This window comes from Pedococcus sp. P2_E5 (genome assembly GCF_056403895.1).
Genome location: NZ_JBFUEP010000059.1, coordinates 1 through 21,965 on the forward strand (window position 1 = coordinate 1; position 21,965 = coordinate 21,965).

A 21,965-nucleotide genomic window follows, 5' to 3' on the forward strand; every position below is an offset into this window, starting at 1 on the left:
GGGCGTGGCCGTGACCAGGGTCAGGACCAGGGTCGGGGCCGCCGCTACGGACAGGCGGGGCGCCCGCTCAACCGCCAGTCACCGTTCTACATGGGCTTCGTGGGCGGCATCGGCGTGCTCACGGCCCTGCTGCTGTGGCAGACCCTGGGACGCCTGACGACGGTCCTGACCCTCGTCGTCATCGCCTTCTTCCTCGCCCTCACGCTGAACCCACTCGTCGAGTTCCTGACCCGCCACGGCCTGCGTCGCGGTGGCGCGGTCGCGGTGGTCTTCGCCGGTGTGGTCGCGGTCTTCACCCTGCTCGGGCTGGTCGTGGTCCCCCCGGTCATCACCCAGGGCAGCGAGCTCGCGCAGAAGGCCCCTGACTACCTCGACCAGGTGCTGAGCAGCAGCTTCGTCAAGGACCTCGACCGGCACTACGACGTCGTCGACAAGATCCAGACCGAGTTCAACAAGCGGATCACCGACGGCAACTTCATCAGCCAGGTGTTCGGCGGGGTGCTGGGCGTCGGCGTCGCGGTCATCGGCGGCATCTTCCAGACGTTCACCGTGCTCGTCCTGACGCTCTTCCTCCTCGCGTCCTTCCCGCGCGTCAAGCAGGGGGCCTACGCGATCGTCCCCGCCTCGCGTCGCCCCCGGGTGATCTCGCTGTCCGAGGAGATCATGCGCCGAACGGGTTCCTACGCGGCCGGCCAGGTCGCCGTCGCGACGATCAACGCGATCTGCTCGTGGATCATGATGATGATCGTCGGCATCCCGTATGCCGCGGTGCTGGCTGTCGCGGTCGGCTTCCTCGGGCTCATCCCCATGGTCGGTGCCACGATCGGTGCCGCCGTCGTCTGCCTGGTCGCGGTCTTCGACGAGCCCAAGAAGGCCGTGATCGCGATCATCTACTACGTGGTCTACCAGCAGGTCGAGAACTACATCGTCGCGCCCAAGATCATGCAGCGCACCGTGTCGGTTCCTGGCGCGGTCACGGTGGTGGCGGCCCTCGCCGGCGGCACGCTCCTGGGTGTCCTCGGCGCCCTGCTCGCGATCCCGGTGGCCGCTGGCCTGCTGCTGCTCTACGAAGAGGTCCTGCTGCCGCGTCAGCGCCGCCACTGATCGTGGGTGGGCGCGGGGTCAGCGGGTCGCCCCGCGGGTGTGCCGGCGGTCGCGCGCCTCCCAGCAGGGGGTGTGCCAGTGCCGACGGTCGTCCAGGCCACCCATGCCCTCGGCCGGCCAGGCCACCACGTGGGGCGTCCCCATCGCGATGTTCTGCTGGCAGCCGGGGCACAGGTACGCCCGGCTCGCCCCGCTCCCGGTGACACGCCGCACGAACCACTCGCCCCCGGCATACCCCTCCCGTCGCGCGGTCCCGCCGACCGCGCGGTCGAGGTTCAGCGGGGCGTCGTCACGGCGACGCCGGTTGGCTCGGGGCATGGGCCCAGTCTCCCAGAGGCGGCCCGACCCGAACGCCGCGCCCGACGCCGATCAGGCGTAGGTGCGGAAGCCGCGCCCCGTCTTGCGGCCGAGGTAGCCGGCCGTGACCATGTGCTCGAGCAGCGGAGCCGGCGCGAAGCCGGGCTCGCGGAACTCGAGGTAGAGCTCGCGCTGGATCGCCAGCGACACGTCGTTGCCGACGACGTCGAGCAGCTCGAACGGCCCCATGGGCAGGCCGCACCCGGTCTTCATCGCGGTGTCGATCGCGTCGGCCGTGGCGTAGTTGGCGTTGAGCATCTTCACGGCGTCGTTGAGGTAGGGGAACAGCAGCGCGTTGACGATGAAGCCGGAGCGGTCGCCACAGGTGACCGCGTGCTTGCCGACCTTGGCGCAGACGTCCTGCACCGTCGCCACGACGTCCGGCGCGGTCGAGACCGTGTGGACGACCTCGACGAGCTTCATGATCTGGGCCGGGTTGAAGAAGTGCATCCCGATCACGTCCTGCGGACGCGAGGTGGCGGCCGCGCAGTCGACGACCGGCAGCGACGAGGTCGTGGTGGCCAGGATCACGCCCGGGCGGCAGATCTCGTCGAGGTTCTCGAACAGCGCCTTCTTCACGGCCAGGTCCTCGACCACGGCTTCGACGACGAGATCGGCGGACGCCAGGTCGTCCAGGGACGTGGTGCCGGTCAGGTGGCCCAGGGCCGCGGCACGGTCCTCCTCGCTGAGCTTGCCGCGCTGGACGGCCTTCTCCAGCGACTTGGTGATGGCAGCCGTCACCGCGTCGACCTTGGGCTGGCTGCGGGTGACGTAGACGACGTCGTAGCCGGCCTTGGCGAAGACCTCGATGATGCCGGTCGCCATCGTCCCGGAGCCGACGACGCCGACCGTGCGGACCTCACGCAGTGCGGCCCCGGACTCGCCGGCCGACGTCGGGGTGAGACCGTCGTCGACGACCTGGCTGCTGCCCGGCTCTGCGTAGGTGTAGAACCCGCGACCGCTCTTGCGGCCCTTGAGACCAGCGCTGACCATCTGCTTGATGACCGGGCTCGGGGCGTGGAGGCGGTCGCGGCCCTGCTTGTACATCGTGTCGAGGATCTCGTAGGCGGTGTCGAGACCGATCAGGTCCATCAACGCGAGCGGGCCCATGGGGTAGCCGCAGCCGAGCTTCATCGCCGCGTCGATGTCCTCGCGGCTGGCGTAGCGCGACTCGAACATGGAGACGGCGTGGTTGAGGTAGCCGAACAGCAGGGCGTTGGCGATGAACCCGGCCTTGTCCCCCACGATGACGGGCTGCTTCCCGAGCCGGATCGCGAGCGCCTTGACGTCCTCGAAGACCTCGTCCTCGGTGACGACCGTGCGGATCACCTCGACGAACTGCAGCACGGGGGCGGGGTTGAAGAAGTGCATGCCGACGACCCGCTTGGGGTTGCCGGTCGCCACCGCGATCTCGGTCACCGACAGCGACGAGGTGTTGGTCGCGAGGATGGCGTCCGGGCCGACGATGGCGTCGAGCTTGCCGAGGAGCTCCTTCTTGAGCTCCAGGTGCTCCGGCACGGCCTCGACCACGAGCTGGCAGTCGGCGAGCTCGTCGAGGCTCGAGGTGAACTGGACCCGCGAGTGAAGCGCCGCCTGGTCCTCCTCGCTCAGCTTCCCGCGGCTGACGGCCCTGCCCGTGGAGTGCTCGAGCACCCCGCGGCCCTTCTCCACCGCCGCCTCGTCGACCTCGACGGCGACGACGTCGATGCCGTTGCGGGCGAACACCTCGACGATGCCCGCACCCATGGTGCCGAGACCGATTACTCCGACCTTGCTGAACTCACGAGCCATGCCGCGAGTCTGGCAGAGCAGGTATGCCGCGTGGACCCCCGGGGAGCGTGACGGTCACCACCCTGCGTGCTCGGTCCCCAGAGGTCACCAGTCGTGGCCGGCACCGATGAGGGCGGACTCCATGTGGAAGCGCTGTTCGCGGGACAGCCCGCGGATCGCCCTGGGCACCGGGATGTCGACTGCCTTGCAGTAGTCACGCAGCGCGTGGTCGTAGGCCAGTCGCGCCGCCATCAGCCGCTCGGCCTTGCGGGGCTGGTCGCCCTCCTCGACCCGTCGGATGTGCGCGGCCAGGCGGCTGAGCTCCAGGGCGAGCAGGACGGGCGGGATCGGTTCGACGGCTGGGCGACGCGAGGCGCGCCACGACTGCGCCCTGGCGACGGTGGGCTCGAGCAGCCTGGGTGGCTGGCCCGTGGTGAGCCAGCGCACCCCGCTCACGAGGGTGCCCATCACGAGGGCGAGACCGGCAACGTTGCCCAGGACGGACGGCATACCACTCACCTCTTTGTCCCATGAGTGTGCGCTCACGACCCCGGCACGCGCAACGGTCTGCGGGCCGTAGAGTGACCCCTCGTGCGGCTGGTCATTGCGAAGTGCTCTGTGGACTACGACGGGCGTCTGTCGGCCCACCTCCCCCTGGCGACGAGGCTCCTGCTCGTGAAGGCGGACGGTTCGGTGCTCGTCCACAGCGACGGCGGGTCCTACAAGCCCCTGAACTGGATGTCACCCCCCTGCGCGATGGCGGAGGTCGAGCCCGAGGCCCACGAGGCCGCCTCCGGGGTCACCGCCGTGTGGCAGGTGCAGCACGCGAAGTCGGAGGACCGGCTGCGGGTGCTCATCCACGACGTGCTCCACGACTCCGCGCACGACCTGGGCGTCGACCCGGGGCTGATCAAGGACGGCGTGGAGGCCCACCTCCAGAAGCTGCTGGCCGAGCACATCCACACCCTGGGTGACGGCTTCAGCCTGGTCCGCCGTGAGTACATGACGGCCATCGGCCCGGTCGACATCCTGTGCAAGGACGCCACGGGCGCCTCGGTGGCGGTCGAGATCAAGCGGCGCGGCGACATCGACGGCGTCGAGCAGCTGACCCGCTACCTCGAGCTGATGAACCGCGACCCGCACCTGTCCCCCGTGACCGGCGTCTTCGCCGCCCAGGAGATCAAGCCCCAGGCGCGCACTCTGGCCACGGACCGCGGCATCCGCTGCGTCACGCTCGACTACGACGCCCTCAAGGGCATCGACAACAGCGAGCACCGGCTCTTCTAGCCCCGGTCACCACGGTCTAGACGACGGCGCGATCGGTCGACCCCGGCCAGCTCAGCACCTCGAACCCGTCACCGTCCACCGACACCTCCGCCACCGTGCAGTTCGGGAGGTACCTGGCGGCGGCGAGGTCGTCGCGGACGTTGCCGGAGATCCGGGGCAGGACGAACGACATGACGCCGCCGTGTGAGAACACCAGCACCGTCTCACCCCGGAACTGGTCGGCGATCGCCTGCAGCGCCTCGCGGTAGCGGGCCACGACCTCCTCGCCCGTCTCCCCGCCGGGGATGCACCGGCGCAGGTCGCCGTGGACCCAGGACGTGAACACCGAGGCGAGCTCCGGGTCGTCGTGCGGCCGGCCCGCCAGGGCCCCGACGGAGAACTCCTCCAGCCCCGCCACCGCCCGCGCGTCGACCCCCAGGGCCCGGGCCGCGATCGCGCCCGACTCGATGGCCCGGGCGTACGTGCTCGTGTAGACCCGTGCGACCTTCCGCGTGGCCACCGCGGACGCCAGCGACCTGGTCTGCTCGACTCCCTTCGGCGACAGCCAGCCACCCTCGTCGGACAGCACCGACGGGTGGCCGTACTCGGCGTCGCCGTGGCGTGCGATGAGCAGGGTTGCGGCGCAGTGCAGGTCGCTCATGGCTTCGAGACTAGGCGCTTCGGGTATGCCGCGTGGCGCGGCTACGAAGCGTGCGCGCCTCAGACGATCTCGACCCTGATGCCGGCGGCCCGGAACTCGACCAGCGCGGCAGCCGGCGCACCGCCTCTGCGTCGCCAAGGCGGAGCAGGCCGGCGTGGAGCCGGATCGACCCAGGCACCTGTCACGGTCCATCATCCTCACGTGACCTCTCCGAGCCCGAGCGCCCAGCGCATCCTGCTCACCGGCGCCGTCGTCCTGCCGGATCGCGTCGTGGCAGACGGCGCCGTCGCCATCACCGACGACCTCATCACGTATGCCGGTGAGCGCAGCTCCCTGCCTCCGGAGTGGGTGGGCGTGGCCCCGCCCCAGGGCTGGCGCTCGGGACTGACCCTGCTCCCGGGGCTGGTCGACATCCACTGCCACGGCGGCAACGGTGGCGAGTTCGGCCCCGATGTCGAGAGCGGGCGCACGGCGGCCACGCACCACCACCGCCAGGGTTCGACCACGGTCGTCGGGTCGCTCGTGTCGGCTCCGGCACGGACCCTGCTCGACGGTGCGCACGCCCTGGGCGAGCTGGTCCGCGGAGGCGAGCTGGCCGGCATACACCTCGAGGGGCCGTTCCTGTCGACGGTCCGGTGCGGGGCACAGAACCCTGCCGCCCTCGTCGACGCCGACGTCGCGCTGGTCGAAGCCCTGGCCGAGGCCGGCGGGGAGGGTTCGTTCGCCCACATGACGTGGGCGCCCGAGCGCGCCGGAGGCGACGCCGTGCCCGCCGCACTCGCCGGCGTCGGCGCGCTGGGTTCGCTGGGACACACCGACGCCGACTACGGCCTTGCGACCCGCGCCCTCGAATCCGTTGCCGCACACAGTGTCCGGGGCGGCTTGCCGCTCGCGACCCACCTCTTCAACGGTATGCCGCCGCTCCTGTCACGGGCACCGGGTCCCGTGGGTGCGTCGATCGCTGCCGCCGCGCGGGGCGAGGCCGTGGTCGAGCTGATCGCCGACGGCGTGCACCTCGACGGAGGCACCGTGCGGATGGTCTTCGACGCCGTGGGCCCCGACCACGTCGCCCTGGTCAGCGACGCGATGGCTGCCAGCGGCCTGCCGGAGGGCGCCTACGCGCTCGGCGGCCTCGACGTCACGGTCCGCGACCGCGCGGCTCGCCTGACCGGCAGCGGCAGCCTCGCCGGAGGGGTCAGCACCCTCATCGACCAGGTGCGCTGGCTCGTCGGCGACCTGGGCATCCCCCTGGCCGATGCGGTGAAGGCGGCCTCGGCGACCCCCTCCCGTGCGCTGGCGCTGCCCGACGTGGGCTCGCTGTCAGCGGGAGCTGGCGCCGACGTCGTCGTGGTCGACGAGGAGCTGACCGTGCACCGGGTGCTGCGCCGTGGAAGCTGGCTCTGACCGAGTCCGTCCCGCGGCCGCTGGCTCTGAGCGAGCCCGTCCCGCGACCCCTGCCCCAGCCCCTTCCGCGACTTCTGGCCACGCATCTCTCACCCGGGACGTCGCAGCGGGAGATCGTGGAGCATCGCCGGCCAGAAGTGCAGTCAGCCGGTGGCGGCGGCGGCCTCCAGGCCTCGCGAGGACCTGATGATCTTCACGAACTGGCCCATGATGTCGTTGAGCCCGAAGTCCTTCGGCGTGAAGACCGCGGCCACGCCGAGGGCGCGCAACGCGCGGGCGTCCGTGTCGGGGATGATCCCCCCGACGATCACGGGCACGTCGCCCGCACCCGCAGCCCGGAGGCCGGCGAGGATCTCGGGCACCAGCTCCATGTGCGAGCCCGACAGGATCGAGATCCCGACCAGGTGCACGTCTTCGGCGACCGCGGCCGCCACGATCTGCTCCGGCGTCAGCCGGATCCCCTGGTAGACGACCTCGAAACCGGCATCCCTCGCCCTGACGGCGACCTGCTCGGCGCCGTTGCTGTGCCCATCGAGCCCCGGCTTCGCGACGAGCACGCGCAGCCGCTCCCCCAGCTCGTCCCCGGTGCGGCTGACGTCCGCTCGAACCGCCTTCAGCTCGTCACTACCGCCGCTGGAGACACCGACCGAACCCGAGACGCCGGTCGGGGCGCGGAACTCGCCGAACTCCTCGCGCAGTGCCTGGGCCCACTCCCCCGTGGTGACTCCGGCGCGCGCGGCCTCGAGCGAGGCCGGCATGAGGTTCGCGCCGRTGCGGGCGTCGGCGGCGAGGGCCGCGAGGGCAGCGGCGGCGCGATCGCGGCCCCGGGGGTCGGCGTCACGCCGCTCGCGCCACTCGCGGACGGCCGCGGCCGCCTTGGCCTCCACGTCGTGGTCGACGGTCTGGATGGCCGCGTCCAGGTCTGCCGTGAGCGGGTTGGGCTCGGTCGTCTGGAACCGGTTCACGCCGACGACGACGTCCTCGCCGGCCTCGATCCGCTGCCGACGCAGCGAGTGCGAGGCCACCAGGGCCGACTTCATGTAACCGCTCTCGACCGCGGGGACGGCCCCGCCCAGCTCCTGCACCCGGGCGATCTCCGCCTTGGCGCCGGCCACGAGGTCGGCCACCTTGTTCTCCACGACGAGGGATCCGGTGAACAGGTCGTCGTACTCGAGCAGGTCGGACTCGAAGGCCAGCACCTGCTGCATCCGCAGCGACCACTGCTGGTCCCACGGTCGTGGCAGGCCCAGCGCCTCGTTCCAGGCAGGGAGCTGCACGGCGCGGGCGCGAGCGTCCTTCGACAGGGTCACCGCGAGCATCTCCAGCACGATCCGCTGGACGTTGTTCTCGGGCTGGGCCTCGGTCAGCCCGAGCGAGTTGACCTGCACGCCGTAGCGGAAGCGCCGCTGCTTGGCGTCGGTCACGCCGTAGCGCTCGCGCGTCAGCTCGTCCCACAGCTGGACGAAGGCGCGCATCTTGCACATCTCCTCGACGAAGCGGACCCCAGCGTTGACGAAGAACGAGATCCGCGCGACGACCTCACCGAACCGTTCCGGCGGCACCTGACCCGCGTCCCGCACCGCGTCGAGCACGGCGATGGCGGTGCACATCGAGTAGGCGATCTCCTGCACCGGAGTCGCGCCGGCCTCCTGCAGGTGGTAGCTGCAGATGTTGGTCGGGTTCCACTTCGGGATGTCGGAGACGGTGTAGGCGACCATGTCCGTGATGAGGCGCAGCGAGGGGCCGGGCGCGAAGACGTAGGTCCCGCGCGACAGGTACTCCTTGATGATGTCGTTCTGCGTCGTACCGGCCAGGGCGCGGACGGCTGCCTGAGGGTCGGCGCCGGTCGCCTCGGCCTGCTCCTCCGCGACGACCTGGTACATCGCGAGCAGCCACATCGCGGTGGCGTTGATCGTCATGGACGTGTTCATCTGGTCCAGGGGGATCTGGTCGAACAGTGCCCGCATGTCGCCGATGTGCGAGATCGGCACGCCCACCTTGCCGACCTCGCCACGCGCCAACGGGTGGTCGGGGTCGTAGCCGGTCTGGGTCGGCAGGTCGAAGGCGACCGACAGGCCGGTCTGGCCCTTGGCGAGGTTGCGGCGGTAGAGCTCGTTGCTGGCAGCGGCGCTGGAGTGACCGGCATACGTGCGCATCACCCAGGGGCGGTCGCGCTCGGGACGTGACGGCTCTGCCGCGCCGGTGACGGCGGGCGCCGGGCTGACGGACGCCGGGCTGACGGACGCCGGGCTGACGGGCGACTCTGAGGGAGGTGTCGGGACGTCAGGGAGCTCAGCCATACGGCCGAAGGTACCTGCGGCAGTGCAGGACGAGGGAGGCGTTCAGGCGGTGACAGCCGCCACAGTGACGGCTGGGACGACCTCCCGGAGCACCAGCGCGCGGTCCAGGCGTGATGCACGCAACAGCCGTCCGGTGCGCTCGGTCATGTCGACGACGGCCAGCCGCCGTCCCGCGCGCCGGGCCCGGTTGTAGGCCTCGACGAGGACCCCCAGCCCGGTCGCGTCGCCGATCTCGGCGCCCGCGAGCCGCATGTGGACGTCACCGCAACCCGTGTCGATGATCTCGTGCAGCAGGAGCCGGACATCGGGGACCGTGTGCACGTCGATGCGGCCGATGATGGCGACTTCCTGCCCAGTGCGCATGGCACGGACCTGCACGGGCAGAGCCCCGATGGCACCGATCGACATGCGAACCCCCTTGTCCGTGAGACACATTCACCCACACCGACGCCGCGTTGGGGGGTCCCGGTTGCCGCCACCCAGATCAAGATCTGGTAAAGGTGCTCGCCGTCGGGGCTGTCGTGGGCCGCGTCTGGCCCGCCTGGGAGCCGCCTGGGAGCCGCCCTTGGTGCCGCGTGGGAGCCGCGTGGGAGCCGCGTGAGGGCCGCGAAGGTCCGTCGAGACGGAGGAACTCGGCTCAGACGAAGGGGTCGTCGTCCGGCTCACGCGTGACGTCCGCGCCCAGCCCCTGCATGCTCTCGGCGAACCCGGCGTAGCCGCGGTCGATGTGCTGCGCACCGCTCACCGTCGTGATCCCGTCGGCCACCAGCCCCGCGATCACCAGAGCGGCACCGGCCCTGATGTCGCTGGCCTCGACCGGCGCGCCGGACAGGGTCTCCACACCGTGGACCATCACGTGGTGACCGTCGATGCGGGTCTCGGCACCGAGCCGGTTCAGCTCCTGGACCGTGCGGAACCGTGCCTCGAAGAGGTTCTCCGTGATCATCGCCGACCCGTCGGCCACCGCGTTGCAGGCCAGGGCGAACGGCTGGAGGTCGGTGGGGAAGCCGGGATAGGGCAGCGTGGCCACGTCGAAGGCCCGCGGTCGACGGCCCCCGGAGTCCACCCGGAACCCGCGGTCGGTCGTCGTCACGGTGGCACCGCTCGCCCTGACCAGCTCCAGGGCACTGAGGAGGTGCTCCGGGCGCGCCCCCACCACCTCGACGTCGCCTCGGGTGGCAGCCGCGGCGAACGCCCAGGTGCCTGCCGCGATCCGGTCCGGGACGACGGCGTGCTCGGTGGGTCGCAGGGACGGGACGCCGTCGATGTCGATGACCGACGAACCGGCCCCGCTGATCCGCGCTCCCATGGAGATCAGCATCTCCGCGATGTCGACGATCTCCGGCTCGCGCGCGGCGTTCTCGAGGCGAGTCGTCCCCCGTGCCAGCACGGCGGCGGTCAGGACGTTCTCGGTGGCGCCGACGCTGGGGAACTCGAGGCGGATCTCGGCCCCGTCGAGCCCCCCGGGCGCCTCCGCGACGAGGAAGCCGTGGGTGACGTGGACCCTGGCGCCCAGCGCCTCGAGTCCGGCGGCGTGCAGGTCCAGACCACGCGATCCGATGGCGTCGCCACCGGGGATGGCCACGTCGGCCGAGCCGGTGCGCGCGACCAGTGGGCCCAGGACGGCCGTCGAGGCCCGCAGGGCGCGGACCAGGTCGTAGTCGGCGCGGTGCCCGATCTGCTCCGGCACGTCGATCTCCACGACACCGGCGACGGCGTCGTAGTCGACGGTGCACCCGAGCCGGCGCAGCAGCTCGGCCATGATCGTCACGTCGAGGATGGCCGGGACGTTGGTCAGCCGGGTGCGCCCCACCGCGAGCAGCGCTGCCGCCATGAGCTTGAGGGCGCTGTTCTTGGCACCCCACACGGCAACCTCGCCGCGCAGCCTGGTGCCACCGACGACCCGGAAACGTTCTGCCACCCACCCACCCTATGTGAGTGAACACGCGGGGGTATGCCGGGTGGTGACGTCCTCGACGCCGCCGTCTGAGAGGCTGCAGCCATGGTCAACCTCACGCGCATCTACACCCGCACGGGCGACGACGGCCAGACCCACCTCGGGGACATGAGCCGCACGAGCAAGACCGACGTCCGGCTGCTCGCGTACGCCGACGTCAACGAGGCCAACGCCGCCATTGGGGTCGCCCTCGCCGCAGGCGAGCTGCCCGACGACATCAGGGCCACCCTGCTGCGGGTCCAGAACGACCTGTTCGACGTCGGCGCCGACCTGTGCACCCCCCTCCAGGAGACCTACGAGTACCCGCCGTTGCGCGTCGAGGCCGCCTGGATCGACGAGCTCGAAGTCGACTGCGACCACTACCTCGAGCGCGTCGAGAAGCTCCGCTCGTTCATCCTGCCCGGCGGCACCGTGGGCTCGGCCCACCTGCACGTCGCCACGACCGTGGTCCGCCGCGCGGAGCGGCAGTCCTGGGCAGCCATCGCGGCCTACGGCGACCAGCCCGGCTCCGGCAGCAAGGGCGAGGGTGGCGTGAACGTCCTCACCGCGAAGTACCTCAACCGGCTGTCGGACCTGCTGTTCGTGCTCGCCCGCGTCGCCAACCTCCCGATCGGCGGCGACGTGCTGTGGCAGCCCGGCGGCGGTCGCGCCGAAGGGCCGGAAAAGCCCAAGCGCTAGGCACTCGCGCGATGCCCAGGCCGTCCCTCAGGCGACGTTGACGTTGAACCCGGGCGGTGAGCTCTCCAGCCAGCTGCGCATCGCCGTGTAGGCGGAGGGGGCGAGGGCCAGCGAGAAGGTGTCGGTGCCGTAGTGGCAGTCCACCGTCACGGCCTCGGGGAGCCCGGCGATGGCGGTCTCGGGCTGCGTCGGCGGCCCGAGCTCGAGTCGGGTCCGGTCCCACGTCCTGGCCGACCGGGGGGACGGGCCGATCAGGGTGAACCACTCGAGCGTGGTGCCGGAGAAGCGCAGCAGCCCCAGGCGGTACTGCGACCGACCGTGTGGCTGGATGGCGCAGAGCATGAGCGGCGCACCGGAGGCGAGCAGCCGCCGCCGGACGAAGATGTAGGTGAGCGCGAGGATCGCAAGCAGGATGAGCGCGCCGGCGACGATCTCCGCGGAGATGACGGGCGACATGCTCTCCCCTTCCGGCTAGGCCGTGAATGCCGAGGCGTCGACGGCCTCGGCGATGATGATCACCTTGTCGCGGTCGACGGACAGGAACCCGCCGTCGACGGTGGCGCTCTGCGAGCCCTCGCCGGACTTGATCCGGACCTCACCCTCGACGAGGACGCCGAGGAGCGGGGTGTGGCCGGGCAGGATGCCCAGCTCGCCGTCGACCGTGCGGGCCACGACCATGTCGGCGTCGCCTTCCCAGACCTTGCGGTCCGCTGCGACGAGTTCAACCTGCAGGGTGCTCACGGTGTCCTCCGGTGGTACGGCACGGGTGGTGCTTGAAGTCTATCGGCCTGCGGTGGGTGCCCCGCCGACCAGTGGTATGCCGTGGGGCCGGCCCAGTGCGGCCGGCCCCAGTGGCATTCCAGGTAGTTCTCGGTGTCCTCAGGGACGGCGTCCGCCGACCTAGAGGCTCTTCTCGATCTCGGCCGCCTGGCGCTCGACGTCGTCGAGGCCACCACACATGAAGAACGCCTGCTCCGGCACGTGGTCGTACTCGCCGTCGGCGATCTTGGTGAACGCCTCGATCGTGTCGGTCAGCGGCACGGTCGAGCCCTCGATGCCGGTGAACTGCTTGGCGACGTAGGTGTTCTGACCGAGGAAGCGCTGGATGCGACGGGCCCGGTTGACGAGGATCTTGTCCTCTTCGGAGAGCTCGTCGATACCGAGGATCGCGATGATGTCCTGCAGCTCCTTGTTGCGCTGCAGGATCTGCTTGACCCGCACCGCGGTGGAGTAGTGGTCCTCCGCGATGTAGCGGCGGTCGAGGATCCGCGACGTCGAGCTGAGCGGGTCCACGGCCGGGTAGATGCCGAGCGAGGCGATCTCGCGGGACAGCTCGGTCGTCGCGTCGAGGTGGGCGAACGTCGTGGCCGGGGCCGGGTCGGTGTAGTCGTCGGCCGGCACGTAGATCGCCTGCATCGAGGTGATCGAGTGACCACGCGTCGAGGTGATCCGCTCCTGGAGCGTGCCCATCTCGTCAGCCAGGGTCGGCTGGTAGCCCACGGCGGACGGCATACGGCCGAGCAGCGTGGAGACCTCGGAACCGGCCTGCGTGAAGCGGAAGATGTTGTCGATGAAGAGCAGCACGTCCTGCTTCTGCACGTCGCGGAAGTACTCCGCCATCGTCAGCGCGGACAGTGCCACGCGAAGGCGGGTGCCCGGCGGCTCGTCCATCTGGCCGAAGACGAGGGCGGTCTGCCCGAGGACGCCGGCCTCCTCCATCTCGACCATGAGGTCGTTGCCCTCACGGGTGCGCTCACCGACACCGGCGAACACCGACACACCACCGTGGTCGCGGGCGACTCGGGCGATCATCTCCTGGATGAGCACCGTCTTGCCCACGCCGGCGCCGCCGAACAGGCCGATCTTGCCACCCTGGACGTAGGGCGTCAGCAGGTCGATGACCTTGATGCCGGTCTCGAACATCTCGGTCTTGGACTCGAGCTGGTCGAAGGCCGGGGCCTTGCGGTGGATGCCCCAGCGCTCCTTGACTTCGAAGGTCTCGCCCTCGGCGAGGTTCATGACGTCACCGGTGGTGTTGAAGACCTTGCCGAGCGTCGCGTCGCCCACGGGGACGGTGATGGGGCCGCCGGTGTCCTGCACCTGGGTGCCGCGGACGAGGCCGTCGGTCGGCTGCAACGAGATGGCGCGGACCATGTTGTCGCCGATGTGCTGGGCGACCTCGAGGTTGATGTTCTTCTTCTCACCCGAGAGCTCGACCGTGGTGGTCAGCAGGTTGTACTGCTCGGGCATCGCGTCGGCGGGGAACTCGACGTCGACGACCGGGCCGATGATGCGGGAGATGCGGCCGATGCCACCGGGGGTGGCGGCCTTGGTCTCTTCAGTGACAGTGGCAGTCATTGGTTTCTCTCTACCTTCTCAACTGGCGTCGGCGAGGGCGTCGGAGCCGCCCACGATCTCGCTGATCTCTTGGGTGATCTCGGCCTGGCGAGCCTGGTTGGCCAGCCGGGTGTACTTCTTGATGAGCTCTTCGGCGTTGTCCGTGGCCGACTTCATGGCCCGCTGGCGCGAGGCCAGCTCGGACGCGGCAGCCTGCAGGAGGCAGTTGTAGATGCGCGCCCCGACGTACTTGGGCAGCAGCGCGTCCAGCACCTGCTCGGCGCTCGGCTCGAACTCGTAGAGCGGCAGCACGTCGTCCTCGGCGGGGGCCTCTTCGCCCTCGACCACCTCGAGCGGCAGCATGCGGATGACGTCGGGCTCCTGCGTCACCATGTTGACGAAGCGCGTGAAGACGATGTGGACCTCGTCCACCCCACCCTCGGCGAAGTCCTGGTTGAAGGCGGCGACGAGGGCGTCGCCGATCTCCCGAGCCACCTCGAAGGTCGGCTGGTCGGTGAACCCGGTCCACTCGTCCGCGAACTCACGCTTGCGGAACTTGTAGAAGCCCACCGCCTTGCGGCCGACGAGGTAGGGGACGACCTCCTTGCCGGCTGCGCGCAGGTCGCCGATCAGCCGCTCGCTCTCCTTGAGCACCGAGGAGCTGTAGGCACCGGCCAGACCGCGGTCCGACGTCACCACGAGGACCGCCGCACGGCGGACGTCCTCGTGCTCGGTGGTCAGCGGGTGGTCGACGTTGGAGTAGGTCGCGACGGCCGAGACCGCACGGGTCAGGGCACGCGCATAGGGCGAGGACTCCCGCACCCGTTGCTGCGCCTTCACCACGCGGGAGGCTGCGATCAGCTCCATGGCGCGCGTGATCTTCTTGGTCGCCTGGACGGACCGGATGCGCTGGCGGTAGACCCGCATCTGCGCTCCCATATGTTGCCGCCTCTCTCAATTCGTTCGCTTCGTGGTTTCCTGCGTGTCTTCGGGTATGCCGCGTGGGCGGCATGTTCGCTGCGGTGCCGGGTGCGCACGAGGTGTGGAACTGCTCCTTGAACTTCGTCACGGCCTCTTCGAGTCCGGCGCGGGTCTCGTCCTCGAACTTCTTGGACTCGCGGATCGCGCTCAGCAGACCGGCCTTCTCGCGACGCAGGTAGTCGAGGAACTCGCCCTCGAAGCGGGACACGTCCTCGACGGCGACCGAGTCGATCTGGCCCGCGGTACCGGCCCAGATCGAGACGACCTGCTCCTCGACCGGGAACGGCGCGGCCTGGCGCTGCTTGAGGAGCTCGACGAGGCGGGCACCCTTCGCGAGCTGGGCACGCGAGGCCGGGTCGAGGTCCGAGGCGAACATCGCGAAGGCCTCCATCGCGCGGAACTGCGCGAGGTCGAGCTTCAGACGACCGGAGACGTCCTTCATCGCCTTGATCTGCGCGGCGCCACCGACTCGGGAGACGGAGACACCCACGTCGATCGCGGGACGCACGTTGGCGTTGAACAGGTCGGCCTGGAGGTAGATCTGGCCGTCGGTGATGGAGATGACGTTGGTCGGGATGTAGGCCGAGACGTCGCCGGCCTTGGTCTCGATGATCGGCAGTCCCGTCATCGAGCCCGCGCCGAGGTCGTCGGACAGCTTGGCGCAACGCTCGAGCAGGCGGGAGTGCAGGTAGAACACGTCACCGGGGTAGGCCTCGCGGCCCGGCGGGCGGCGCAGCAGCAGCGACACGGCGCGGTAGGCCTCGGCCTGCTTGGACAGGTCGTCGAACACGATGAGGACGTGCTTGCCCTGGTACATCCAGTGCTGGCCGATGGCCGAACCGGTGTAGGGCGCGAGGTACTTGAAGCCCGCCGAGTCGGACGCGGGGGCCGCGACGATCGTCGTGTACTCCAGCGCGCCGGCCTCCTCCAGCGTGCCGCGGACGGCAGCGATGGTGGAGCCCTTCTGGCCCATGGCGACGTAGATGCAGCGGACCTGCTGCTCCGGGTCGCCGGAGTCCCAGTTCTGCTTCTGGTTGATGATCGTGTCGACCGCGACCGTGGTCTTGCCGGTCTGGCGGTCACCGATGATGAGCTGGCGCTGGCCGCGACCGATGGGGGTCATGGCGTCAACGGCCTTGAGGCCGGTCTGCAGCGGCTGGTGCACCGACTTGCGCTGGACCACGGTGGGCGCCTGCAGCTCGAGGGCGCGGCGCTCGGTGGTCGTGATCTCGCCGAGGCCGTCGATCGGCTGGCCGAGGGGGTTGACCACGCGACCGAGGAACTCGTCGCCGACCGGGACCGACAGGACCTCTCCGGTGCGCTTGACCTCCTGGCCCTCCTCGATCTTGGAGAAGTCACCGAGGATGACCACACCGATCTCGTGGACGTCGAGGTTGAGCGCGAGGCCCAGCGTGCCGTCCTCGAACTCGAGCAGCTCGTTGGTCATGCACGACGGCAGACCCTCGACGTGCGCGATGCCGTCACCGGCGTCGCTGACACGGCCGACCTCTTCGCGGGAGGCCGTGCCGGGCTCATAGGACTGAACGAAGTTGTCCAGCGCGTCCCGGATCTCCTCCGGACGGATCGAAAGCTCCGTCATGTGATCTCTTCTCCTCGATTGCTGACCCGGTGGGTCGGGCCAAAGTCTGTGGTGTGGTCCAGCGTCTTCAGTTGTTGTCAGCCCAGTTGGTGCGGTTTGCCACGTGGTGTCGTGGCGCTGGGGCGGTGGGTCAGCCGGCGATGTGCCGACGGGCTTCGTCCAGGCGCCGCAGCACGGTGCCGTCGACGACCTCGTCACCGATCTGGACCCGGATGCCGCCGAGGACGTGCTCCTCGATGACGACCTGGAGCAGGACCGGCTTGCCGTAGATGCCCTGCAGCGCGGCGGAMAACCGCTCCCGCTGCTGGTCGGTGAGGTCGGTGGCCGCCGTCACCACGGCGGTGATCTGCTCACGACGCTTGGCCGCGAGTCCGAGGTAGAGCTCGAGCGTGCGGTCCAGCTTGCGACCACGCGGGGACAGCACGGCCTGGCGGGCCAGGTGCACCGTCTCGTCTGCGGCCTTGCCGTCGAGCAGCTCGCTGACCACGCCGGCCTTGGCGTCGACGTCGCCCTGACGGTTGGTGAGGCGGTCCCGCAGCTCGGGGTTGCCGGCCACGATGCGCTCGAAGCGGAACAGCTCGTCCTCGACCCGGTCGATCCGGCCGGCCTTCTCGGCGCCCGCGAGGATCGACGTGACGGCGAGCTCCTCGAGGGTGTCGGACAGGTCGCGCTCGGTGGCCCAGCGCTGCCCGACGAGGTTCTTGACCACGACGATCGCCTCGGCCGAGACCTTGCCGTCGAGCAGGCGCTCGGCGAGCGTCTGCTTCTCGACTCCCTCGCGGGACGGGTCGGCGAGGGCGCGGCGCAGGGTGGCCGACCCGTCGATGACACCGACGACCGCGAGCAGCTGGTCACCGAGCGTGCGACGGTCTGCCCCGCCGGCTAGCGCGGCGTCGAGCGCCTTGCTCCCGGCGATGGCGGCCGCACGCGACGATCCACGCATCAGGCGTCCTCCCCGACCTTCTCGGGCTGGATCTCTCCGGCCTCGAGCTCGGCCAGGAACCGGTCGACGATGCCCTTCTGACGGGTCTCCTCGTGCAGGGACTCACCCACGATCCGGCTGGCCAGGTCGGTCGACAGGCGACCCACCTCCGCCCGCAGCGAGACGACCGCCTGCTGGCGCTCGGCCTCGATCTGCTTGTGGGCAGCCTCCGTGATGCGCGCCGCCTCGGTCTGCGCGTGACCGCGCATCTCGACGACGATGGCCGCACCCTGCTCGCGAGCCTCCTCGCGGATCCGCGCAGCCTCGGCGCGAGCCTCGGTCAGCTGGGCCTGGTACTGCTCCAGAGCCGCCTGGGCCTGCTGCTGGGCCTCTTCGGCCTGCTGCATCCCGCCCTCGATCGCGGCGGTGCGCTCGGCGTACGCCTTCTCGAGGTTGGGCACGACCTTGGTGGCCACGACCCAGTACAGGATCGCGAAGGCGATGACGCCGAAGATCAGCTCACCCCAGAGGGGCAGGATCGGCAGGCGTTCGCCGGTCGTGTCCTCGGCGGCGGCCGCGACAACCACCTGCGTGATGCCGGTGAAGTGCTGCACGGGTTCTCCTAGTGCTGTGGTGCCAGGGGGCTTTGGGCTGGGGGGTTCGGCTTACTTGAAGACGAACGCGAGAACCAGACCGAAGATGGCCAGCGCCTCGGCGAGGGCGAAGCCGAGGATGGCGATGCCCTGGAGGACGCCGCGCGCCTCGGGCTGGCGGGCGACACCGTTGATGTAGGCGGCGAAGATCAGGCCGATGCCGACACCGGGGCCGATCGCAGACAGGCCGTAGCCCAGGATGGCGATGTTGCCTTCCATGTGATGGTCCTCTTTCGTTTCTTCAGTGATCCGCACGGCCCATCGCCGCCCGGAAGTTCAGAGTGCGTATTCAGTTGTCGGTGGAGCTGTCCTGCACCGGGCCGGAGTGCGGTGGCCCGGACGTCTCAGTGTTCGTCGGCGAGCGAGCCGGCGATGTAGGTCGCTGCGAGCAGCGTGAAGATGTAGGCCTGCAGGAACTCGATCAGTCCCTCGAACGCGGTCAGCACGAAGGCCATGCCGAAGGAGCCGACACCCGCGAGCTTCAGCCCCAGCCCGCCGTGGATCAGCATGTACTCGCCGCCGGTGATGAACAGCAGCAGGAGCATGTGGCCGGCGAACATGTTGCCGAAGAGTCGCAGCGCGAGCGTCAGCGGGCGGGTCACGAAGTAGGTCAGCAGCTCCAGCGGGATGATCAGCACGTAGATGCCCTTGGGCAGTCCCGGCGGGATCATGTGCTTGATGTGTCCCCACGCGCCGCTCTTCTTGATGCCCACAGCGTGGTAGATCACGAAGACGAGCAGGGTGAGGGCGATCGGGAAGCCGATGCGGCTCATCGTGGGGTACTGGATCGGCGGGACGATGCCGAAGAGGTTGTTGACCAGGATCAGCATGAACATGCTGAACAGCAACGGGACGAACTTCAGGAAGTCGTGGCTGCCGATGATGTCGCGGGCCACTCCGTTGCGCACGAAGTTGTAGGCGTTCTCGGTGACCCACTGACCCTTGCCCGGCACGATGGCCGCGCGCTTGGTCGTCGCCACGAGGAACCAGGCGAGCAGTCCCACGGAGATGGCCAGGACCACCATCGGGCGGGTGATCGCGAAGTCGCCGTGCCCGATCAGGGGCTGGTAGAACTCGGCCGGCGTGGGGGCGTGGAAGCCCTCGCCCTCACCGCCCTCGGCAGCCAGGCTGATGGTGCCCAGCACGTTCAGACTCACAGGTTCTCCTTGAGCTTTGCGTTCGAAACAGTCCACGGGCCAACGAAGGCAGCGTTCACGCGCCCGGGCCCGGCATACACAGGGGGGAGCTGACCTGCGGAAGTCATTGCGTACCGTACCGGAACCACACGAGGTACAGCGACAGGGCCATCCCACCCACGATCCCCACGGCGACCAGCCAGGTCGTGCCCAGCCAGTGGTCCAGTCCCCACCCTGCCGCGCCGAACATTGCCGGCCCGGTGATGAGGTAGGACACGACGTTCCACATCCGTGCTTCGTCGAGTCGCTGATGACCCGAGTCGGCCTGCTGCAACGGCGTCTGCCGGGACTCCGGCGACGGCTGCGAGGACGGTGTGGTCACGGTGAGCTCCAATGGTCATGTGGCCGAGCCCCCATCCTGCCCGGTTTCCTGCGGTGCGTCGAAAGCAAGCCGTCGGGAACGGACGAAGGCGATCACCTGGAACACCTGCCACACCAGCGCGACGGCCAGGACGGCGACACCGAAGGCGGTGCCGTCCAACCAGGACGCGTCCTGCAGGGCGATGATGACGAGCAGCAGGAAGATCATCTGGCCCATGAAGACGGCCAGGGCGCTGGCGAGGAAGCGCAGCGGATCAGTGGCGCCACCCAGCCTGCGCATCACGAGCAGCCCGAGGGCGAAGAAGATCATGGCGATCGTGAAGCCGAGGCCGGCCCCCAGGGCGGCCTTGCCACCGCCCACGAAGGCGGCCACGACGACGGCGATCGGTCCCACGGCCAGCGTCGGCAGGAAAGCTCCACGCAGCATCACCGCGAACGGATCGCGGTCGGTGTGCGGAGCTGCGCTCATCGGTCTGGCCTGCCTGATTCGTCGGGGCTGCGGTGCCTGGCGAAAGGGGTGGTCTGCACCCGCCTTGGGGTGCTTGTGAAAGGTATCACAAGCGTTCGGACCCCGCTACCGGGGGCCCGCGCACGGGCGGCGCCGCACCGCGGGGGCACCGATTTCCTTGGCTGCGAGGGGATTCCGGGCACCGGTAGCCTGCCGACATGTCAGCCACTCCCCCAACCGGTGACGCCCTCGTGGGCCGTTTCGTCCGCCTCGACGTGATGGCGCCCGACGACGCCGAAGGACTGCACGCGGTCTACACCGACCCGGCCGTCTACACGCAGGGCTTCATCATGCGACCGCCCCCGGCCGACCTCGCCGCCACCCGTGCCGACACCGCCGCGAGCATCGCGGCACGCACTGGCGGCCGCACGGCATACACGGTCCGGCTCACCGGCGAGGGCGGGCTCGGCGGAGCCGGCACGGTGGTGGGCACCTCCTCGCTCGGCGACGTCGACCTCGAGAACGAGCGCGTGCACCTCGGCTGGACGATGTACGCGTCCCGGTGGTGGGGCACCCAGGTCAACCCCGAGTGCAAGCTGTTGCTGCTCGGGCACGCGTTCGACTGTGGGTTCGGGCGGGTCAAGATCCAGACCGACGCGGTCAACCTGCGCTCCCAGGCCGCGATCGCCAGGCTCGGCGCCACCCGAGAGGGCATCCTGCGACGGCACACCAAGCGCGCTGACGGCAGCTTCCGCGACACGGTCGTGTTCAGCGTGCTGGCGCAGGAGTGGCCGTCGGTGCGGGCCGGCCTCGTGCCACGACTGGGTATGCCGCGCGGCTAGCTGGTGAGGTCAGGTCGTCGTGGGGCGGTGGCCCGGGAACGACCAGCGGGGCAGCCAGATGGTCAGCACGCCGGTGACGACCACGGCGGCGAGAACTCCCCCGCCCGCGACCCACGCGTCGTCGATGAAGATGAAGCTGACCGAACCCATCGCGGCCACCGCGGCCCACAGCCACAGGAGGATCACCGCGCGGCGGTGACCGTGACCGAGGAGCAGCATCCGGTGGTGCAGGTGCTGCTTGTCCGGGTGCCACGGCCGCTCGCCGCGCCGGGTGCGACGCACGACAGCCAGCAGGATGTCGACCAGCGGCAGCAGGATGATCGCGGCGGGGACGACCAGCGGCAGCAGCGTCGCGGCGACCGGGTTGGTGCTCACCTGGGCGGGGGTCACGTTGCCCGTGGTGGAGATCGTGGCGGCGGCGAGCAGCAGCCCCAGCAGGAGGGCGCCGGAGTCGCCCATGAACAGCCGGGCCGGGTGGTAGTTGTGCGGCAGGAATCCCACGCAGCAGCCGATCAGCGCCGCCGAGATGAGGGTCGCGGACGAGAACACGTTGGGGGGGTCGTAGCTCCGGGAGATGCCGTAGCTGTAGATGAAGAACGCGGCACCGGCGATGACGACCACGCCCGCCGCGAGCCCGTCGAGCCCGTCGATGAAGTTGACCGCGTTGGTGAACAGCACGACGGCGAAGACCGTCAGCCCCACCATGATCGGCTGCGGGAGCACCGTCACCCCGCCGATCGGCAGCTGGTAGAGCAGCACCCCGCTGAACGCCATGATCCCGGCGGCGATCATCTGGCCGCCCATCTTGGTCAGCCAGTCCATCTCGCGGATGTCGTCGATCGCGCCGATCAGGCAGACGAGGCCGGCACCCACCAGCACCCCCCGCAGCTCCGGCCCCAGCCGGAAGACCTGGCCGAGGAACGGCAGGTGGCTCGCCGCGACCATCGAGGCGGCGAACCCCAGGTAGATCGCCACTCCCCCGAGCCGGGGAATCGGGGTCGAGTGGACGTCGCGGTCACGCACCGGCGTGAAGGCGCCGGTCCGCACCGCGACGGCGCGCATCAGCGGCGTCGCGGCATACGTGATCACTGCGGCGACCATCAGGACGAGGAGGTACTCGCGCACCTAGGCGTGTCTCCCAGATCTCAGGGGGTCGGGACTCGGGGTG

The 21,965-nt window shown here is 70.0% G+C and carries 23 protein-coding genes and 1 pseudogene; 5 read left to right on the forward strand and 19 right to left on the reverse strand.

The features are described 5' to 3' along the window. Positions 1–1,104 (forward strand): AI-2E family transporter (locus AC1DVZ_RS17305; protein WP_477619436.1); only part of this gene is annotated, 1,104 nt, incomplete at its 5' end. 18 nt (positions 1,105–1,122) lie between these two features. On the opposite strand, the gene AC1DVZ_RS17310 is transcribed toward AC1DVZ_RS17305, so the two are convergent. The 3 genes from AC1DVZ_RS17310 to AC1DVZ_RS17320 form a co-directional block, all read right to left on the reverse strand. Continuing rightward, positions 1,123–1,422 (reverse strand): hypothetical protein, encoded by a 300-nt coding sequence (locus AC1DVZ_RS17310; RefSeq protein WP_477619437.1) that lies wholly within the window; start codon positions 1,420–1,422, stop codon positions 1,123–1,125. Between the two features lie 51 nt (positions 1,423–1,473). Then, positions 1,474–3,252 (reverse strand): 3-hydroxyacyl-CoA dehydrogenase family protein, encoded by a 1,779-nt coding sequence (locus AC1DVZ_RS17315; RefSeq protein WP_477619438.1) that lies wholly within the window; start codon positions 3,250–3,252, stop codon positions 1,474–1,476. Positions 3,253–3,336: 84 nt separating this feature from the next. Continuing rightward, on the reverse strand, positions 3,337–3,741 hold the full coding sequence (locus AC1DVZ_RS17320) for a hypothetical protein (RefSeq protein WP_477619439.1): 405 nt from the start codon (positions 3,739–3,741) through the stop codon (positions 3,337–3,339). A gap of 81 nt (positions 3,742–3,822) precedes the next feature. Between AC1DVZ_RS17320 and nucS the strand changes: the two genes are divergently transcribed. Further along, positions 3,823–4,518: an endonuclease NucS gene (nucS, locus tag AC1DVZ_RS17325; protein ID WP_477619440.1), complete on the forward strand. Its 696-nt coding sequence runs from the start codon at positions 3,823–3,825 to the stop codon at positions 4,516–4,518. A gap of 16 nt (positions 4,519–4,534) precedes the next feature. Here the strand turns inward: nucS and AC1DVZ_RS17330 are convergent, their stop codons facing one another. Then, on the reverse strand, positions 4,535–5,158 hold the full coding sequence (locus AC1DVZ_RS17330) for a histidine phosphatase family protein (RefSeq protein WP_477619441.1): 624 nt from the start codon (positions 5,156–5,158) through the stop codon (positions 4,535–4,537). A 201-nt stretch (positions 5,159–5,359) separates the two neighbouring features. On the opposite strand from AC1DVZ_RS17330, the gene AC1DVZ_RS17335 reads away from it, so the two are divergent. Beyond that, positions 5,360–6,562, forward strand: coding sequence for an N-acetylglucosamine-6-phosphate deacetylase (locus tag AC1DVZ_RS17335; RefSeq protein WP_477619442.1), 1,203 nt, complete (start codon positions 5,360–5,362; stop codon positions 6,560–6,562). Positions 6,563–6,705: 143 nt separating this feature from the next. On the opposite strand, the gene AC1DVZ_RS17340 is transcribed toward AC1DVZ_RS17335, so the two are convergent. The 3 genes from AC1DVZ_RS17340 to murA all read right to left on the reverse strand — a co-directional run bounded on the left by AC1DVZ_RS17340 (position 6,706) and on the right by murA (position 10,783). Next, positions 6,706–8,718: a protein meaA gene (locus tag AC1DVZ_RS17340; RefSeq protein ID WP_477619467.1), complete on the reverse strand. Its 2,013-nt coding sequence runs from the start codon at positions 8,716–8,718 to the stop codon at positions 6,706–6,708. Between the two features lie 186 nt (positions 8,719–8,904). Further along, positions 8,905–9,270, reverse strand: coding sequence for an STAS domain-containing protein (locus tag AC1DVZ_RS17345; RefSeq protein ID WP_477619443.1), 366 nt, complete (start codon positions 9,268–9,270; stop codon positions 8,905–8,907). 229 nt (positions 9,271–9,499) lie between these two features. Continuing rightward, positions 9,500–10,783 carry a UDP-N-acetylglucosamine 1-carboxyvinyltransferase gene (gene murA / locus AC1DVZ_RS17350; protein ID WP_477619444.1) on the reverse strand — a complete coding sequence of 428 codons (1,284 nt, stop codon included), beginning with the start codon at positions 10,781–10,783 and terminating at the stop codon, positions 9,500–9,502. Positions 10,784–10,864: 81 nt separating this feature from the next. On the opposite strand from murA, the gene AC1DVZ_RS17355 reads away from it, so the two are divergent. Then, positions 10,865–11,497, forward strand: coding sequence for a cob(I)yrinic acid a,c-diamide adenosyltransferase (locus tag AC1DVZ_RS17355; RefSeq protein WP_477619445.1), 633 nt, complete (start codon positions 10,865–10,867; stop codon positions 11,495–11,497). A 27-nt stretch (positions 11,498–11,524) separates the two neighbouring features. On the opposite strand, the gene AC1DVZ_RS17360 is transcribed toward AC1DVZ_RS17355, so the two are convergent. The 11 genes and pseudogenes from AC1DVZ_RS17360 to AC1DVZ_RS17410 all read right to left on the reverse strand — a co-directional run bounded on the left by AC1DVZ_RS17360 (position 11,525) and on the right by AC1DVZ_RS17410 (position 19,976). Then, on the reverse strand, positions 11,525–11,953 hold the full coding sequence (locus AC1DVZ_RS17360) for a DUF2550 family protein (protein ID WP_477619446.1): 429 nt from the start codon (positions 11,951–11,953) through the stop codon (positions 11,525–11,527). 15 nt (positions 11,954–11,968) lie between these two features. Next, complete coding sequence (locus tag AC1DVZ_RS17365) at positions 11,969–12,238, reverse strand: F0F1 ATP synthase subunit epsilon (protein WP_477619447.1); 270 nt, start codon at positions 12,236–12,238, stop codon at positions 11,969–11,971. 159 nt (positions 12,239–12,397) lie between these two features. Then, positions 12,398–13,855 carry a F0F1 ATP synthase subunit beta gene (gene atpD / locus AC1DVZ_RS17370; protein WP_477619448.1) on the reverse strand — a complete coding sequence of 486 codons (1,458 nt, stop codon included), beginning with the start codon at positions 13,853–13,855 and terminating at the stop codon, positions 12,398–12,400. Between the two features lie 18 nt (positions 13,856–13,873). Continuing rightward, the gene (locus AC1DVZ_RS17375; protein WP_477619449.1) at positions 13,874–14,773 is read right to left on the reverse strand and encodes a F0F1 ATP synthase subunit gamma; all 900 of its coding nucleotides are present in this window, start codon (positions 14,771–14,773) and stop codon (positions 13,874–13,876) included. Positions 14,774–14,879: 106 nt separating this feature from the next. After that, a pseudogene (gene atpA, locus AC1DVZ_RS17380) lies at positions 14,880–16,415 on the reverse strand (F0F1 ATP synthase subunit alpha); the annotation flags it as partial. 130 nt (positions 16,416–16,545) lie between these two features. Next, positions 16,546–17,358, reverse strand: a complete 813-nt coding sequence (locus AC1DVZ_RS17385; RefSeq protein WP_477619450.1) for a F0F1 ATP synthase subunit delta — start codon at positions 17,356–17,358, stop codon at positions 16,546–16,548. Continuing rightward, positions 17,358–17,933 (reverse strand): F0F1 ATP synthase subunit B, encoded by a 576-nt coding sequence (locus AC1DVZ_RS17390; protein WP_477619468.1) that lies wholly within the window; start codon positions 17,931–17,933, stop codon positions 17,358–17,360. The genes AC1DVZ_RS17385 and AC1DVZ_RS17390 overlap by 1 nt, the downstream gene beginning before the upstream one ends. A gap of 69 nt (positions 17,934–18,002) precedes the next feature. After that, the gene (gene atpE / locus AC1DVZ_RS17395; RefSeq protein WP_056922428.1) at positions 18,003–18,209 is read right to left on the reverse strand and encodes an ATP synthase F0 subunit C; all 207 of its coding nucleotides are present in this window, start codon (positions 18,207–18,209) and stop codon (positions 18,003–18,005) included. 125 nt (positions 18,210–18,334) lie between these two features. Beyond that, positions 18,335–19,147, reverse strand: coding sequence for a F0F1 ATP synthase subunit A (gene atpB, locus AC1DVZ_RS17400; RefSeq protein ID WP_477619451.1), 813 nt, complete (start codon positions 19,145–19,147; stop codon positions 18,335–18,337). Positions 19,148–19,250: 103 nt separating this feature from the next. Continuing rightward, entirely contained in the window at positions 19,251–19,508 is a 258-nt protein-coding gene (locus AC1DVZ_RS17405; RefSeq protein WP_477619452.1) for an AtpZ/AtpI family protein, read from the reverse strand. A 15-nt stretch (positions 19,509–19,523) separates the two neighbouring features. Then, a complete protein-coding gene (locus tag AC1DVZ_RS17410) occupies positions 19,524–19,976 on the reverse strand; it encodes a hypothetical protein (protein WP_477619453.1) in 453 nt (150 codons plus the stop codon). A 197-nt stretch (positions 19,977–20,173) separates the two neighbouring features. Between AC1DVZ_RS17410 and AC1DVZ_RS17415 the strand changes: the two genes are divergently transcribed. After that, entirely contained in the window at positions 20,174–20,797 is a 624-nt protein-coding gene (locus AC1DVZ_RS17415; protein ID WP_477619454.1) for a GNAT family N-acetyltransferase, read from the forward strand. Between the two features lie 9 nt (positions 20,798–20,806). On the opposite strand, the gene AC1DVZ_RS17420 is transcribed toward AC1DVZ_RS17415, so the two are convergent. Continuing rightward, positions 20,807–21,922, reverse strand: coding sequence for a glycosyltransferase family 4 protein (locus AC1DVZ_RS17420; protein WP_477619455.1), 1,116 nt, complete (start codon positions 21,920–21,922; stop codon positions 20,807–20,809). Positions 21,923–21,965: the final 43 nt, after the last annotated feature.

Coding starts and splice junctions, on each gene's coding strand:
- AC1DVZ_RS17310 (WP_477619437.1), bottom strand. CDS start 1,422: ATGCCCCGAGCCAACCGGCGTCGCCGTGACGACGCCCCGCTGAACCTC.
- AC1DVZ_RS17315 (WP_477619438.1), bottom strand. CDS start 3,252: ATGGCTCGTGAGTTCAGCAAGGTCGGAGTAATCGGTCTCGGCACCATG.
- AC1DVZ_RS17320 (WP_477619439.1), bottom strand. CDS start 3,741: ATGCCGTCCGTCCTGGGCAACGTTGCCGGTCTCGCCCTCGTGATGGGC.
- AC1DVZ_RS17330 (WP_477619441.1), bottom strand. CDS start 5,158: ATGAGCGACCTGCACTGCGCCGCAACCCTGCTCATCGCACGCCACGGC.
- AC1DVZ_RS17345 (WP_477619443.1), bottom strand. CDS start 9,270: ATGTCGATCGGTGCCATCGGGGCTCTGCCCGTGCAGGTCCGTGCCATG.
- AC1DVZ_RS17355 (WP_477619445.1), top strand. CDS start 10,865: ATGGTCAACCTCACGCGCATCTACACCCGCACGGGCGACGACGGCCAG.
- AC1DVZ_RS17360 (WP_477619446.1), bottom strand. CDS start 11,953: ATGTCGCCCGTCATCTCCGCGGAGATCGTCGCCGGCGCGCTCATCCTG.
- atpD (WP_477619448.1), bottom strand. CDS start 13,855: ATGACTGCCACTGTCACTGAAGAGACCAAGGCCGCCACCCCCGGTGGC.
- AC1DVZ_RS17375 (WP_477619449.1), bottom strand. CDS start 14,773: ATGGGAGCGCAGATGCGGGTCTACCGCCAGCGCATCCGGTCCGTCCAG.
- atpE (WP_056922428.1), bottom strand. CDS start 18,209: ATGGAAGGCAACATCGCCATCCTGGGCTACGGCCTGTCTGCGATCGGC.
- AC1DVZ_RS17410 (WP_477619453.1), bottom strand. CDS start 19,976: ATGAGCGCAGCTCCGCACACCGACCGCGATCCGTTCGCGGTGATGCTG.
- AC1DVZ_RS17415 (WP_477619454.1), top strand. CDS start 20,174: ATGTCAGCCACTCCCCCAACCGGTGACGCCCTCGTGGGCCGTTTCGTC.